General features: G+C 60.0%; 14 protein-coding genes. 11 read left to right on the top strand and 3 right to left on the bottom strand.

The features are described from left to right. Positions 1-167 precede the first annotated feature (167 nt). Complete coding sequence (gene erpA / locus IE123_RS06590) at positions 168-521, bottom strand: iron-sulfur cluster insertion protein ErpA (protein WP_189516354.1); 354 nt, start codon at positions 519-521, stop codon at positions 168-170. 210 nt (positions 522-731) lie between these two features. Between erpA and IE123_RS06585 the strand changes: the two genes are divergently transcribed. The 6 genes from IE123_RS06585 (at position 732) to IE123_RS06560 (ending at position 7,525) form a co-directional block, all read left to right on the top strand. Then, entirely contained in the window at positions 732-2,513 is a 1,782-nt protein-coding gene (locus tag IE123_RS06585) for a chloride channel protein (RefSeq protein ID WP_308430199.1), read from the top strand. Then, positions 2,513-3,001, top strand: a complete 489-nt coding sequence (gene hemJ, locus IE123_RS06580) for a protoporphyrinogen oxidase HemJ (RefSeq protein WP_229819644.1) — start codon at positions 2,513-2,515, stop codon at positions 2,999-3,001. The genes IE123_RS06585 and hemJ overlap by 1 nt, the downstream gene beginning before the upstream one ends. Beyond that, positions 3,001-3,840 (top strand): bifunctional hydroxymethylpyrimidine kinase/phosphomethylpyrimidine kinase, encoded by an 840-nt coding sequence (gene thiD, locus IE123_RS06575; protein WP_189516350.1) that lies wholly within the window; start codon positions 3,001-3,003, stop codon positions 3,838-3,840. Before hemJ ends, thiD begins: the two co-directional genes overlap by 1 nt. Continuing rightward, a complete protein-coding gene (thiE, locus tag IE123_RS06570; protein ID WP_189516348.1) occupies positions 3,837-4,460 on the top strand; it encodes a thiamine phosphate synthase in 624 nt (207 codons plus the stop codon). Before thiD ends, thiE begins: the two co-directional genes overlap by 4 nt. Before the next feature lie 123 nt (positions 4,461-4,583). Continuing rightward, the gene (gene hemL / locus IE123_RS06565) at positions 4,584-5,873 is read left to right on the top strand and encodes a glutamate-1-semialdehyde 2,1-aminomutase (protein ID WP_189516346.1); all 1,290 of its coding nucleotides are present in this window, start codon (positions 4,584-4,586) and stop codon (positions 5,871-5,873) included. Between the two features lie 74 nt (positions 5,874-5,947). Continuing rightward, positions 5,948-7,525 (top strand): bifunctional aminoglycoside phosphotransferase/ATP-binding protein, encoded by a 1,578-nt coding sequence (locus IE123_RS06560; RefSeq protein ID WP_229819643.1) that lies wholly within the window; start codon positions 5,948-5,950, stop codon positions 7,523-7,525. Between the two features lie 12 nt (positions 7,526-7,537). Here IE123_RS06560 and IE123_RS06555 read toward each other — a convergent pair whose 3' ends face one another. After that, positions 7,538-8,221: a response regulator transcription factor gene (locus tag IE123_RS06555; protein ID WP_189516343.1), complete on the bottom strand. Its 684-nt coding sequence runs from the start codon at positions 8,219-8,221 to the stop codon at positions 7,538-7,540. Between the two features lie 417 nt (positions 8,222-8,638). Between IE123_RS06555 and IE123_RS06550 the strand changes: the two genes are divergently transcribed. Then, positions 8,639-9,271 carry a carbonic anhydrase gene (locus tag IE123_RS06550; protein ID WP_189516341.1) on the top strand — a complete coding sequence of 211 codons (633 nt, stop codon included), beginning with the start codon at positions 8,639-8,641 and terminating at the stop codon, positions 9,269-9,271. Between the two features lie 41 nt (positions 9,272-9,312). Next, entirely contained in the window at positions 9,313-10,881 is a 1,569-nt protein-coding gene (locus tag IE123_RS06545) for a SulP family inorganic anion transporter (RefSeq protein ID WP_189516339.1), read from the top strand. 107 nt (positions 10,882-10,988) lie between these two features. Here IE123_RS06545 and IE123_RS06540 read toward each other — a convergent pair whose 3' ends face one another. Continuing rightward, positions 10,989-11,675, bottom strand: a complete 687-nt coding sequence (locus tag IE123_RS06540) for a LuxR C-terminal-related transcriptional regulator (protein WP_229819642.1) — start codon at positions 11,673-11,675, stop codon at positions 10,989-10,991. Positions 11,676-11,942: 267 nt separating this feature from the next. Here IE123_RS06540 and rdgB point away from each other — a divergent pair, with 267 nt between their 5' ends. The 3 genes from rdgB to IE123_RS06525 all read left to right on the top strand — a co-directional run bounded on the left by rdgB (position 11,943) and on the right by IE123_RS06525 (position 14,468). Next, positions 11,943-12,542, top strand: coding sequence for an RdgB/HAM1 family non-canonical purine NTP pyrophosphatase (gene rdgB / locus IE123_RS06535; RefSeq protein WP_189516334.1), 600 nt, complete (start codon positions 11,943-11,945; stop codon positions 12,540-12,542). Further along, positions 12,542-13,717, top strand: a complete 1,176-nt coding sequence (hemW, locus tag IE123_RS06530; RefSeq protein ID WP_373295796.1) for a radical SAM family heme chaperone HemW — start codon at positions 12,542-12,544, stop codon at positions 13,715-13,717. The genes rdgB and hemW overlap by 1 nt, the downstream gene beginning before the upstream one ends. A gap of 85 nt (positions 13,718-13,802) precedes the next feature. Further along, positions 13,803-14,468 (top strand): YiaD family glycine zipper/OmpA-like lipoprotein, encoded by a 666-nt coding sequence (locus tag IE123_RS06525; RefSeq protein ID WP_229819641.1) that lies wholly within the window; start codon positions 13,803-13,805, stop codon positions 14,466-14,468. The last annotated feature ends 76 nt before the right edge of the window (positions 14,469-14,544 follow it).

Here is a 14,544-nt window from a genome sequence, read left to right as displayed (position 1 = left end):
AAAGAAGCATGATGCCCGCATGTGGCGGGCTGCAGCGCAAGGCAGGGAGAGACGCGTAATTTTTTATCCACAGGGGATGGGCACAAAAAAAGCGCCAGAGGATGCTTATAGGCATAAAAAAAGCGTCTGTCAGAGGCTGACAGACGCCGGAACATCACCAAGGGGCATCAGACCGTAAAGGATGCACCGCAGCCACAGGTCGTAGTGGCATTGGGGTTTTTGATCAAAAAGCGGGCACCTGCCAGACCTGCCTCAAAATCGACCGTGGAGCCGACCAGATATTGATAGCTCAGCGGGTCGATCACCATGGCAACATCGCCGTTTTCAATCACGGTATCGTCTTCACTCACGGTTTCTGCAAAGTCGAAACCATATTGAAAGCCCGAACAACCGCCTCCTGTTACGTAGACGCGCAGTTTCAAAGCCGGGTTGCTTTCTTCCTCTATCAGCGCCCTGACTCTGCCTGCAGCGGCATCGGTAAAGACAAGCGGTGTCGGAACAAAGGATTCTGCTCCGCTCATCGCGGCCTCCTTTAGAGATGACACGTATGATACGCGCCAGGAATGGATCAGCACGGGGGCTGTCATGAACACCATTATCGACACCCCTCCAGCTGGCGGTCAACCGCCATGCAGGGGCTGCGATCATGACGGGCGCCATGTGTAAACAGTGATAGGCTGACCCCCTGTCGTGTCATGAGCTTCGTTACCCTGTCGCTGGAGAGAAAAAGCTTGCTGCGTCGTCTTCTGGATCCATCCCGCCTGAGCCTTGAAAATTTTCGACGCGAACTGGCAAGCGTCGATGCCCTGCCGCAACTGTGTCTGCTGGCGGTCATCTCGGGGGCGTTGACCGGGCTTATCATGATTGTCTTTCGAGAGCTGATCGGGCTGGGTGCACTGGTGCTGATGCCAAAAGGGCATGCCGAGGCGTTTGAAGCCCTGCCCATGGCGGTGCGCATGAGCATGCCGGTGATCGCTGTCGTGCTGATCGGGCTGGGGCTTGGCTGGCAGAAAAAAAGCGCGCGCCGACTCGGCATTACCCATGTCATTGAGCGCTTTTCCTTTCATCAGGGGGTCATGGCGCGCGATAACTGGCTTAATCAATGGTGGGTCGGCGCCGTGTCACTGCTGGGCGGGCTTTCCGCCGGCCGCGAGGGACCGGCCGTGCATCTGGGGGCCGGCGCCTCGGGCTGGATCGGCCAGTGGCTCAAGCTGCCGCACAACAGTCTGCGCGTGCTGGTCGGCTGCGGTGTGGCCGCCGGTATCTCGGCCTCGTTCAACACGCCCATCGCCGGGGTCATCTTCGCCATGGAAGTGGTGATGATGGAGTACACCCTGACCGGCTTCATGCCCGTGATGCTGGCTTCCGCTACCGGCGCCGTGGTCACGCAGCTGCATTTCGGCTCGGCACCGGCCTTCATGATGCCCGGCGTCATTGAACCGGGTCTGCTTGATATCCCGTGGCTTTTGCTCATGGCGCTGGCCATCGGTGTCATGGCCGGTGGCTTTATTCGCCTGGCGCGTCTGGGCGAACGCTTTACCCATGTGCCCTGGTGGATTCGCCTTCTGATCGCCGGCGTACTGACCGGGGCGGTAGCCTGTTTTTATCCGCAGGTGCAGGGCATTGGCTATGACAGTGTCGAAACGATTCTGGCCGGCCAGGCGAGCCTTGATGTGCTGTTGGCACTGGCGCTGGGCAAGCTGATATTGACTGCCGTGACCGTGGCCTGTGGCATTCCGGTGGGCATCGTGGGGCCAACACTGGTCATCGGTGCTGCCGCAGGTGCGCTTTTCGGGCTGGGCGCCTCGGCGCTTTTGCCCTCATTGGCAGGCGAACCCAATCTTTATGTGATGATGGGCATGGCCGCCATGATGGGGGCCGTGCTGCAGGCGCCGCTGGCCGCCATCATGGCGCTGCTGGAGCTGACGCACAGCCCTGATATCATTTTATACGGCATGCTGAGTGTGTTGAGTGCCGCGCTGACGGCGCGTGTTGCCTGGCGCACCCAGGGATTTTTTGTCATGACCCGTCAGGGCAGCACCCAGCATCCCCTGCAACAGCCGTTGATGCAGGCGCTTTCAAGGGTTGGCGTCGGTGCGGTCATGGATCGCAGCGTGAGCGTCACGCCCGCCGTGATCACCTGGGAGCGGGCACGTGTCATCCTTGATGCCCGGCCGACATGGCTCTTGATCCACCGCCAGAATGATCAGCGCAAGGCCGACAGTGAGCCCGGCAAGTCACCCATGGCATTGCTGGCGGCAGACATGGCGCGGGCGCTTGAGGAACACGATCAGACCGGTGTGGAACACGATGGCAGCATCAATCTGCTGGAGATTCCGGGCAAGCGACTGGAACTGGCTCCCATCGATCTTCAGGCTACGCTTTCCGAAGCCTTTGCACGCCTTGACGATCAGCGTGTGGATGCCCTTTACGTCAGACATATTACCGCGCCGATGATGCATCGGGTTTCAGGTATCATCACGCGTGAAGCCATTGAAAACTATTATCGCTGATGGGCACTGCCATCATCAGCCACGACCTGACCATCGTTATCGAGGACAAGCATATGTACCCGTGGGTTCTGGCCTTTCACATCATTTCGTTCACGTGCTGGTTTGCCGCACTCTTTTACCTGCCGCGTCTTTTCATTTATCACTCCCATGCCCTGCGCCAGAGTGACGGGCAGGGTTCGACCCGCTTTCAGGTAATGGAGCGAAAGCTTTATCGCGGCATCATGACGCCGGGCATGATCCTGACGCTGGTGTTCGGCGTGTGGCTCGTGGCGCTCGATTTTCAGTACTATCTCACCGCCGGCTGGTTTTACGTCAAGGCAGTGCTGGTGGTGGCCCTGATCGGTTTCCACCATATCTGCATGGCGCACATGAAGCGTTTTGCCGCCGGCACCAACCGACGCGGGGGTACCTACTACCGCATCTTTGGTATTGTCCCGGCGCTGTTGCTGGTGGCCATCGTCATTCTTTCCGTGGTCAAGCCGTTCTGATGTCGCTGCCCTGCGTACTGGTGCTGGCCGGTCACGACCCGACCGGCGGTGCCGGGCTGGTGGCCGATGCCGAAGCCATTCGCGCCATGGGTGGCTGGGCGCTGACGGTGCCCACGGCGCTGACGCGCCAGACCACGGTGGATGTCCAGAGCGTCATGCCGCGCCCGGGTGAGGAGATACTGGCCTCGGCCCGGACATTGCTCGATGACTGCAGGATCAGTGCCATCAAGGTAGGGCTGATTGCAGATCTGTCCGCGCTGGAGGCGGTGATCACGTTGTGTGTGGAAAATGCGCATCTGCCCATCATCATTGATCCAGTGCTCAGGGCCGGCGGTGGGCGCGAGCTTTCCAGCCAGACCCTGATGGCGGCCTTTGTTGAGCGGCTGTTGCCGCTGGCGACCCTGGTGACGCCCAACCTTCAGGAGCTTGCCCGACTGGCCTTCGCCCTGCCAAAACAGACAGGGGGCGATGATCAGGATATCGCCGGTCAGGCCGAAAGACTTCTGGCAGCAGGGGCGAGCGCCATTCTGGCCACGGGCACCGATACGGCCAGCGAACGCCAGCAGCCCAGCGTGATCCATCGGCTCTATACGCCCAGTGGCGTGCAAGCGTGGTCATGGCCGCGCCTGGCCGGCAGCTATCACGGCTCGGGATGTACGCTGGCCAGTGCCACGGCAGCCCTGCTGGCCCGGGGCGAGCGGCTTGAAAGCGCCTGTCAGCAGGCGCAGCAGTTTACCTGGCAAAGTCTGGAAAGGCCGCTGGCCCCCGGGCGCGGCCAGCAGATTCCCGACCGTCTGACCGGGCGATTTCCTTTACCCATTCAGGGGAGCGCGACATGACCCAGTGGAAGCAGGGGCTTTATGCCCTGACCGATGCACAGCTGATGCCGGATGACGCCACGCTCATCGATCGATGCGAGGCCGCGCTAAGTGCCGGTATCGCGCTATTGCAGTACCGCGACAAGTCCGGCGATGAAGGGCGTCGCGAGCGTCAGGCCCGCGCGCTCAAGGCATTGTGTGATCACTATGAGACGCCGCTGATCATCAATGATGACGCGGCACTGGCCTGGCGGCTGGGCGTCGGGGTACATCTGGGCCGCAGCGACGGCTCGATTGCCCGGGCACGCAAGGCGCTGGGCCCTGATGCCATCATCGGGGCCACCTGTCAGGACAGCCTCGAGTTCGCCGAACAGGCCGCGCGTGAAGGCGCCAGCTATCTGGCCTTTGGCCGTTTTTATCCGTCACTTACCAAACCCGATGCACCGCCGGCGGAGCTGTCGATTCTGGCCCGGGCCGCGCGCTTCGACCTGCCACGGGTGGCCATCGGCGGTATCGATGCCGACAATATCGAGGCCACGGTCGGTGCCGGTGCCGATCTGATTGCGCTGGTACACGGCATTTTCAGTCATGAGGATCCGGGGGCTGTCGTGCGCCGGCTTAACCGGGCCTTTGATCGATAGTTGTCCTTCTTTATCCACAGCCGGTGGCGCGCGCTGCCGCCTGCCGGGTGTGGATAACCCATAATGGACAGGTGTTCCGGTTCGGGATCGACCTGTGCCTTTTCTCTCTACAGGAGCGCGAAGATGAATCTCATCACCTCCGAGACGCTTTTTACCCGCGCCGGGCACCGTATTCCCGGTGGCGTCAACTCTCCGGTCCGTGCCTTCAAGGGCATGGGGCGTGCGCCCATGTTTGTCTCCCGCGCCCGCGGGCCCTATCTCTTTGATGTCGAGGGCAAGCGCTATATCGACTATGTCGGCTCCTGGGGCCCGATGATCACCGGCCATGCCGACCCGGATGTGCTCGGCGCCGTACGTGATCGGCTGGAAGACGGGCTTTCCTTTGGCACGCCTACCGCAGTCGAGACCGACATGGCAGAGCTGATCTGCGAGATCATGCCGTCGATCGACATGGTACGCATGGTCAACTCGGGCACCGAGGCCACCATGTCGGCCGTAAGACTGGCGCGCGGTTACACCGGGCGTGACAAGGTGGTCAAGTTCGAGGGCAACTACCACGGCCATGTGGATTCGCTGCTGGTCAAGGCAGGCTCGGGGGCGCTGACCCACGGTGAGCCCAGCTCGCCCGGCGTGCCGGCCTCGCTGGCCGAACATACCATTACGCTTTCCTACAACGATATCGACGGTGTTCGCGAGTGCTTTCGCGAGATGGGCGATCAGATCGCCTGCGTGATCGTGGAGCCGGTAGCCGGCAACATGAACTGCATTCCGCCGGTCCCGGGGTTTCTGCAGTGCCTGCGCGAGGTCTGTGATGATGCCGGTGCTGTCCTGATCTTTGATGAGGTCATGACCGGCTTTCGCGTGGCACTCGGCGGGGCCCAGGCGTTTTACAGGATTACGCCGGATCTGACCTGCCTGGGCAAGATCGTCGGTGGCGGCATGCCGGTCGGTGCTTTCGGTGGCAAGCGCCATATCATGGAGTACCTCTCGCCGCTGGGGCCGGTCTATCAGGCCGGCACGCTCTCGGGTAATCCGCTGGCCATGGCAGCAGGCATTGCGCTGCTGAAAAAAATCCGTCAGCCCGATTTCCACGAGCGTCTGAGTGCGCGCGTCAACACCCTGTGCGACGGTCTTGAGCAGCGCGCCGCTGCCGCCGGTGTACCGCTGCTGACCCATCGTGTCGGTGGCATGTTCGGCATCTTCTTTACCGAGCAGAGCGCGGTCAACGACTTCGCGGCCGCCACCGGCTGTGATATCGAACGTTTCAGGGCCTTTTTCACGGCCATGCTGGATCGCGGGGTTTACATGGCGCCCTCGCCCTTTGAGGCCGGTTTCATGTCCAGTGCCCATGAAGAAGAGGACATCAACGCAACGCTTGAGGCCGCCGAAGCCGTCTTTGCCACCATGACCTGATGCCCGGCGCCCACTGGGCGCCATATTACGCCCACCGGTCGTTTCGGCGGGCGACTTCCCCTTACTGATCCGGAGTGAGCACCTTGAGTCAGTCACTGATCAGCGCGCTGAGAAGCGGCCGGTTTTTCAATCATGATGTGTCGAATCTGCAGGTTCATGAGACCCACATCTCCTGGGTCATTCTGACCGGCGATTACGCCTACAAGATCAAGAAACCGCTGGATTTCGGGTTTCTTGATTTTTCAACGCTGGAACGGCGCAAGCGTTTCTGTGAAGACGAGATACGTCTCAATCGCCGATTGGCCGGCGATCTCTACGAGCGGGTCGTACCCATCAGCGGCACGTTTGAGGCGCCCGTACTCGACGGTGAGGGTGAACCGTTTGAATACGCCGTGTGCATGCGCCAGTTCGACAATGCCGGGCTTTTCTCGACACTGCAGGCCAGCAATGAGCTGACCCGCACGATGATGGATGACATGGTGGACCAGCTGGTCGACTTTCATCAGCGCGCCGAACGGGTTTCGCCGGACAGTGCCTTCGGGACACCGGAGGCCGCCTATGCACCGGTGGTGCAGAATTTCGATCAGATCCGGCCGCTGCTGGACGATGAGCAGGACATTCGTCGCCTTGATGAGCTGGCTCAGCGTGCCGAAGAGCTTTATACCCGTCTGGCACCGGTGCTGGCCCAGCGTCAGCGCGACGGTTTCGTGCGTGAAACCCATGGTGACGTTCATCTGGCCAATGTGGTGCAGCACGAAGGCCGGGCGCTGATCTTTGACTGCATCGAGTTCAACGATGACCTGCGCTATAACGATGTCTGCTGCGAGCTGGCCTTTTTGCTGATGGACCTTGAGGCGCGCGGTGAGCAGGCCTTGTCCAGTCATGTGCTCAACCGCTATCTCGAAGGCAGCGGGGATCATGAGCTGGTCCGCCTGCTGCCCTGGTACAAGGCCTATCGCGCCATGGTGCGGGCCAAGGTGGCGCTCTTTCGACTGCAGCAGCCGGATCTGCATCCGGCAGACCGGGACGCAGCGCTGTCGGACTATCGCAGCTACATCGCGCTGGCCGAGCGCTACAGCGAGATCGACATTCCCTGGCTTTTGATCAGCGTGGGTGTCTCGGGCAGCGGCAAGAGCCGGTTTACCGAGCAGGTCGTGCGTTCACTGGGGGCCATACGTCTTCGCTCCGATGTCGAGCGCAAGCGCCTTTGTGAGCTGGCCTTCGATGCCGACTCGGCTTCCAGCGTGGCGGGCGGCATCTACAGCGACGACATGACCCGCCAGACCTATGAGCGGCTGGCGAGCTTGAGCGGCACGCTGATGGAGGCCGGTTATCCGGTCTGTATCGATGCCACGTCGCTCAAGCGCGCGCAGCGTGACCGGTTGCGACATGAAGCAGAAAAGCGGGGGCTGGCGGCGCTGTTGATCAGCTTTGAGGCTGATGATGCCACACTGCGTGATCGTCTCAGGCGACGTCGGGACAAGCGTGGTGAGGTATCAGAGGCAGGTATTGAGGTGCTGGATCACCAGCTCTCCTCGCGTGACGCCTTTGGCGAGGATGAGCTGGCGTATCTGATTCATCTGGATACCACGGCCGAGGATGCCAATCTGACGCTGGTATCGCTGATCAAGGAGCGATTGCGTCTGAACTGACCTGCCCGCGGATCAGGCCGTGTCCCGGCGCGTCCGGGGCGCGGCCACAACGGCCGTGGGCTGCTGGCGCAGCAGGTTCAGTGCCTGTGCCCGGTTTCTCACCTTGAGCTTTCGAAACACATGGTACAGGTGCGACTTGACCGTGTGCTCGCTGATGGAAAGGCGATCGGCGATATCCAGGTTGCTGGCCCCGCTGTCCAGCAGCCCCAGAATTTCCTGTTCACGCGGTGTCAGGCTTGCCAGTGGCAGCTGCTCGTCATGCTGGCGATGCCAGTAAGCGCACAGCAGACGCTCCATCAGCGGGCGTGACAGCCACATCTCGCCTTCAAACAGTCTGCGAATGCCCTTGCTGATCAGCTCAAGGGAATCCCCTCGATAAAAGATACCGTGCAGCGGCATGCGCATCATCAATGCGACCGCGCGGTCTTCGTCGCTCATGTTGAAGGCCGTGAAGATGGCATCGTCGTACTGACCCAGCTGCTGGGTCCATTCACGCAGTACGGATTCTTCCAGATGATCATCATCAAGCAGCGCCACGACCCGGCACTGTCTCAGGTGCTCGGGCAGTTCAGGTGGTTCATCGGTTGGCAGCTGCTGCACATGGCATCCCAGTTGTTTGCGGAGATAGTCCAGAAACAGCTCATTCTGGGGGCTGCTTTTGGTCACCATGATCAGTGCTGTATTCGTCACATCCATGAAAGTGGCCCTGGTAAAGAGTATGAAGGCCTTCAGCTACCCGAGCGCGATCAGAATAGGGGGAGGTACCGCCATCCGGCGCATCGGACGGGTACCCTTCACGCCAAGTAAGGTTAAGTAAAAAAATATACAAAACAACTACTTAAAAGCACTTAAGGTTCAGAGCTGATTAAGCTCTTACGACTAACGTACTAAGTCGATCTACAAGAACGCGATATCGGTTCGGGTGATCGTACCGATAGTCGTACGCGACCGGGGTACTGAAGATGACCCCGATTATAAGTCGATCGATTTTTGAATGAGAGCAGTCAAAACGTGCATCTACATCAAATGGCGCATTGTGCACAGGAAATTGCGTTAGAGGATGTATTTGAAACGTATTGATCACAGCGCCGTAACAAAATAAAGGAGCGCTTGATGCGTTTTGTCGAGAGATTGTTGCTGGAAAATCAGGCCTGGTCCGATGAAATCAAAAACCGCGATCCGAGCATGTTCGATCGCTTGAGAACCGGACAATCCCCCGAAGTACTCTGGATCGGCTGCTCGGATAGCCGTGTGCCCGCGGAACAGCTCTGTAATACATCACCGGGGGAAATGTTTATTCATCGTAACGTTGCCAATCGGGTCTGTATTCATGAAACAGGGTTCATGAGCGTACTTGAATATGCCGTGGCTGTATTAAAGGTCAATCATATTGTGGTCTGTGGGCATCATTGTTGCGGTGGTGTCAGAGCGGCAATGACAGATGAAAATACCGGGCTTTCTCATCTTGATGAGCATCTGGAGGCCATCCGAAACGTCAGAAGAATGAATACTGATGAACTGGAGAGAATTGCGGATGATGCCGAGCGCCTTGATCGACTGGTGGAACTCAATGTGGCCGATCAAATTGAAACACTCAGCAATCTGCCCCTGATTCAGGAGCACTGGTCACGTCATCAGCGTCCCACGATTCACGGCATGGTCTATGCCCTGGAAACAGGCAGGCTGCGTGAAATTCAGCGCTGGGAAGGGAATCGTCATGCCCCGGCACTGGCGGCCGCCGTATAGGCATTCGGTGATGTCATCATTCATATCGAGAGACAGATAACATGACCAGAGCGCTTTCATTGAAGACGTTGCCCCAGGACCTGCCTGCCGGCGTCGTGGTCTTTCTGGTAGCCATTCCCCTGTGTCTGGGGATTTCACTGGCCTCCGGTGCGCCGCCCCTTTCCGGTCTGATTGCCGGTATCGTCGGCGGTATTGTCGTGTCGCTTTTCAGTGGCTCCTCCCTGAGTGTTTCCGGCCCTGCTGCCGGCCTGACCGTGATCGTGCTGGGCGCTGTCGAACAGATCGGACTGAGCGGACTTTTCATGGCCACGGTGCTGGCCGGTGCAATGCAGCTGGTGTTCGGCTTTTTGAGGCTGGGCAAGATCGGCGCCTTCGTACCTTCGGCCGTCATCAAGGGCATGCTGGCTGCCATCGGGCTGATTCTGATCCTTAACCAGATTCCGCTGGCGCTGGGGCTTTCGCAGGACAGCGACGCCTCTTTGCTGGATATCGAGGCATTGATGAAAGGCCTGTCACCGGTCGCCCTGGTGATCGCCGCGGTGACGCTGGCCATCCTGATCAGCTGGGAGCAGCCTTTCATGCCGGCGGCGATCAAGCGCTTCCCGGGGCCGCTGATGGCGGTTCTGGTCGCCATCGCGATGGATCGGCTGGCGCTGTCGGCAGGCTGGCCCGGCGCCCTGGATGCCGGACAGCGCATTTCCCTGCCCGGGCTGGGCGGACCGGGTGATTTCATCGGCCAGCTGCAGCTGCCGGTATTGAATGCGTTGCTGGAACCGCAGGTCTACATGACAGCCGTGACGCTGGCACTGGTGGCAAGTCTTGAAACCCTGTTGAGTCTTGAGGCCGTGGACAAGATCGATCCGCTCAAGCGGCACTCACCGCCGCATCGCGAGCTCAAGGCGCAGGGCATCGGGAACATGGTCAGTGGACTGGTCGGGGGGCTGCCGATTACGGCCGTCATCGTGCGCAGTTCGGCCAACGTGCAGGCCGGCGGCCGCACGCGGCTGGCCAGTTTTGTACACGGCATACTCCTTTTGTGCAGCGTGGCGTTTGTTGCCAGCGCGCTGGAGTTCATACCGCTGGCGTGTCTGGCGGCCGTACTGATCCATACCGGTTACAAGCTTGCGCGGCCGGCCACGATCCTTGCGCACTATCATCAGGGCTGGCAGCGCTTTGTGCCCTTTGCCGTGACGGTCATTGCGATCATGGTCACCAATCTGCTGCAGGGCGTCATTATCGGCTTTCTGTGTGGGCTCTATTTTCTGGTGCGTGCCAACTATCACTCGTCGGTGTCATTTACGCGCCACGACCGGTATGCCCTGCTGCGCTTTCACACCGATGTCTCCTTTCTCAACCGGGACAAGGTGCGTTACTACCTGGATGAGATAGCCGACGGGAGCCATCTGATCATTGATGCCCGCGAGGCAGGATTCATCGATCCCGATATTCAGGAAGATATCGATAATTTTGTCTACTCGTCACACGAGCGCGATATCGTGGTCGAACTCAAGCAGGTCAACGGCATGACGGCCAGCTATCCCGCCCTGCGGAACTCATCGTCAGACAGGGACAGGGAGGCGATACCCATCGCCGAACCGGGCCGGGCATAGCGTCTGATCGGGCATTGATGGACCAACATGAAAAGGGCGCCTGTGGGACTCATGTCCGCAGGCGCCCTTTCATGTGTCATGACATGGTGCTGGCACCATGATCGTTGTCAGGCGTTCGACGAGGTATTGCGGGATGCCGGTGGCAGGGGCGCACCGCCCAGATTCTGGCGCACCCAGTTCATGGCCTGAATGCGATTGCGCACCTTGAGCTTGCGAAAGATGTTGTAAAGATGCGACTTGACCGTATGTTCGCTGACAAAAAGCTGCCCTGCGATTTCGGTATTGGACGCCCCGGTGCCCAGCAGTCGCAGGATCTCGAGTTCGCGATGCGTCAGGCCATTGGCCGGACGGAAGGCGTTGATCTGCTGGCGACGATAAAAACGGATCAGACGCGTCATCAGGTTGCGTGACATCCACAGTTCCTGATTGATCAGCTTGGCAATACCCTTGCAGATCAGGGCCAGCGAGTCGCGCCGGTAAAAAACACCCTGAAGGCGAAAGGTGGTGGCCAGATTGACGGCCTGATTTTCATCAGCAAGGTTAAAGGCCGCCAGCGTCAGACTGGCACTGTCACTGGCAGCACTTTCTTCCCAGTGATACATGTCCTTTTCATCGACATGATCGGCATCAAGCAGTACAACACGCTGTATATCATCTTCTGCCGGTACGGCATCACGCGGCGCAAGCGTTGCCACGTCACAGCCAATCCTGTCCCGCACGTACTGCATGAACAGCTCGCTTTGCGGGTTGATTTCGGTAACCAGCAGTACGATTACCTTCTTTTCACTATCCACGTCATTATCCACGGTGCCCCCTTGATGCCCGTTCATCAGCTCATGTTGTGACAGCCAACGACGAGGCTTTGCTCAAGCTTACTCTGAAACGGCGTCTGGAGCATCGCTCGGGCAGGCGTTGTTTTGACAGTCAATTCGTTAATTCAAATTACGCTATTTGTAACACGTCAGGCATGCCTGGGTCGGCAGATCCACAACAATATGTTCCAGTGCGATGATGTGGCGCTTTAAAATGGGGTCATCAATTACACTATGGGATCATGCCTTATGTCTGCTACACGCTCTCTCGTTGTCGCCAGCAACAATGCCGGCAAGCTGCGGGAGTTCCGCGAGCTGCTGGAGCCATTGGCGTGGCAGGTCTCTGCGCAGGCCGATCATGGTATATCGGCCGCAGAAGAGACCGGCTTGACCTTTGTCGAAAATGCGTTGCTCAAGGCCCGTGCTGCCTGTCAGGGCAGCGGCCTGCCGGCACTGGCCGATGACTCGGGTCTTGCCGTGACGGCACTGGGCGGTGCGCCGGGTATTTATTCCGCGCGCTACAGCGGCGCCCATGGCAATGATCGTGCCAACAATGCCGCGCTGCTCGAGGCACTTGCCGATGTGCCCGAGGGCCAGCGTGGCGCGCAATACCACTGCGTGCTTGTCTATATGCGCCATCCCGAGGATCCGGTGCCCATTATCGTGCAGGGCAGCTGGCCGGGAGAAATCCTTTCCCTGCCACGCGGCGAAAGCGGTTTTGGCTATGATCCGCTGTTCTGGGTGCCGGAGCAGGGCATGAGCGTGGCCGAACTCTCCCCCGAGCTTAAAAACCGGATCAGCCATCGCGGTCGTGCGCTGACGGCCCTGCTTGAGCAGCTGGGGCGCTGATGCTGTCACTGCCGCCGCTGGCGCTATATATCCATGTCCCATGGTGCGTGCGCAAGTGCCCCTACTGCGACTTCAATTCCCATACGCTGTTGGGCGCCCTGCCTGAAGCGGCCTATATCGATGCGTTGCTGGCCGATCTCGACGCCGAGCTGATCGATGTTCAGGGGCGGACACTGACGTCGATTTTCATTGGCGGCGGCACGCCGAGTCTGGTCAGTGGCGCCGGCTATCAAAGGCTGCTTACCGGTATTGGCTCACGCATGACGCTGGCAGCGGATATCGAGATTACCCTGGAAGCCAACCCGGGTACCTTCGAGCGCGAGCGCTTTGCCGACTTTCGCCGCGCCGGCATCAACCGGCTCTCGGTGGGCGTGCAGAGCTTTGATAACGACGCACTGGCCCGACTGGGGCGCATCCATGATGGCGACGAGGCTGTGCGGGCCATTGCTACCGCACGCGAGGTCGGGTTTGACGAGATCAATATCGATCTGATGCATGGTCTGCCCGGTCAGACCATGGCCACGGCGCTGGCAGATATCGACCAGGCGCTGGCGCTGGCGCCCACACATCTGTCCTGGTATCAGCTCACGCTTGAGCCCAATACGGCCTTCTATTCGCGCCCGCCCGAGCTGCCCGAAGAGGATGTGCTGGCCGATATCCAGGACGCCGGTCAGGCACGTCTGGAGGCGGCGGGCTTTCAGCGTTACGAGATTTCGGCGTGGTCGCGTCCGGGCCATGAGGCGCGACACAACCTGAACTACTGGCGCTTTGGCGATTATCTGGGGATCGGAGCCGGTGCGCATGGCAAGATATCCCGACCGGGTACGCAGGGGCTGGAGATCGAGCGGCGCTGGAAGACACGCCAGCCCGAGACCTATCTTGCCCGCCATCACGACCCTCGCGGCTTTGTAGCCGGCAGCCGTGTATTATCGCGCGATGAAAGGGGCCTTGAATTTCTGATGAACGCCCTGCGGCTCAGTGACGGCGTACCCCGGCAGCTCTGGCAGCAGCATACCGGGCTCGACGAGTCGCGTCTGGACGCTCACACTAGAGCGGCCATCGCACGCGAGCTGCTGTATGAGACGCACGCACGGATTCAGGCAACCCCGCTGGGACTGCGGTTTCTCAACGATTTGCTGGCGTTGTGTGATGATTCGGTTCTGGCCCGCTCATGACGGGTCGCATGGCAGGGCAGCGACGGCCCTGCAGGTTCAGAAAGGTCGGGGAGAGCCCCGAACGGTATTCACAGGAGAGCAGGACGTGAAGAAAAGCATCTGGCTGGCGGCGCCGCTGGCAGTAGTCATGGCCGCCACGGGCTGTACCACTACCAATCCCTATACCAATGAGCAGCAGACCTCGAGTCTGGCCAAGGGCGCCGGCATCGGCGCGCTGGTCGGCGGCGTGGCCGGTGCGACCAAAAGTGGCAATCATCGCCTCGACAAGACCCTGATCGGGGCTGCCGTGGGCGCGGCTGCCGGTGGCGGTGTCGGCTACTACATGGACGCTCAGGAAGCCAAGCTGCGTCAGGAAATGCAGGGTACGGGCGTGAGCGTCAATCGCGTCGGCGATCAGATTCAGCTCAACATGCCCAGTGCCATCACCTTCGGCAGTGATTCCAGCGAGCTTTCCTCGCAGATCCATGGGCCGCTGGATGGTGTGATCAAGGTACTCGGCGAATACCCCGACACGCTGGTCAACATTGCCGGCTACACCGATTCCACCGGTGCGGCGGCCTACAATCAGCGTCTGTCCGAGCTGCGCGCCCAGGCGGTGGGCAACTATCTTGCCCGCGGCGGGGTCAACTTCAACCGCCTGATCATGCAGGGCTACGGGGCCAGCAACTACGTGGCCAGCAACGACACGCCCGAAGGTCGCGCGCAGAACCGTCGCGTCACGGTCACGCTGGTGCCCAACGGCAACCGCTGAGCCCGGCGCTCCGGCAGATCTCTGGCCGGTGTGATATCGCCGCAGTCTTGTGACTGCGGCGATTTTCTTTCAAGGA

Source organism: Kushneria pakistanensis, from assembly GCF_014652795.1.
GTDB lineage: Bacteria > Pseudomonadota > Gammaproteobacteria > Pseudomonadales > Halomonadaceae > Kushneria > Kushneria pakistanensis.
The sequence above is the reverse complement of the archived record's forward strand: the minus strand, read 5'-3'. Positions and strand labels throughout refer to the sequence as shown.

Bases quoted from the DNA above. Each gene is read 5' to 3' on its own strand.
- thiD (WP_189516350.1), top strand. From the start codon at position 3,001: ATGTCGCTGCCCTGCGTACTGGTGCTGGCCGGTCACGACCCGACCGGC.
- erpA (WP_189516354.1), bottom strand. From the start codon at position 521: ATGAGCGGAGCAGAATCCTTTGTTCCGACACCGCTTGTCTTTACCGAT.
- hemJ (WP_229819644.1), top strand. From the start codon at position 2,513: ATGGGCACTGCCATCATCAGCCACGACCTGACCATCGTTATCGAGGAC.
- IE123_RS06555 (WP_189516343.1), bottom strand. From the start codon at position 8,221: ATGGATGTGACGAATACAGCACTGATCATGGTGACCAAAAGCAGCCCC.
- rdgB (WP_189516334.1), top strand. From the start codon at position 11,943: ATGTCTGCTACACGCTCTCTCGTTGTCGCCAGCAACAATGCCGGCAAG.
- hemL (WP_189516346.1), top strand. From the start codon at position 4,584: ATGAATCTCATCACCTCCGAGACGCTTTTTACCCGCGCCGGGCACCGT.
- IE123_RS06545 (WP_189516339.1), top strand. From the start codon at position 9,313: ATGACCAGAGCGCTTTCATTGAAGACGTTGCCCCAGGACCTGCCTGCC.
- hemW (WP_373295796.1), top strand. From the start codon at position 12,542: ATGCTGTCACTGCCGCCGCTGGCGCTATATATCCATGTCCCATGGTGC.
- thiE (WP_189516348.1), top strand. From the start codon at position 3,837: ATGACCCAGTGGAAGCAGGGGCTTTATGCCCTGACCGATGCACAGCTG.
- IE123_RS06550 (WP_189516341.1), top strand. From the start codon at position 8,639: ATGCGTTTTGTCGAGAGATTGTTGCTGGAAAATCAGGCCTGGTCCGAT.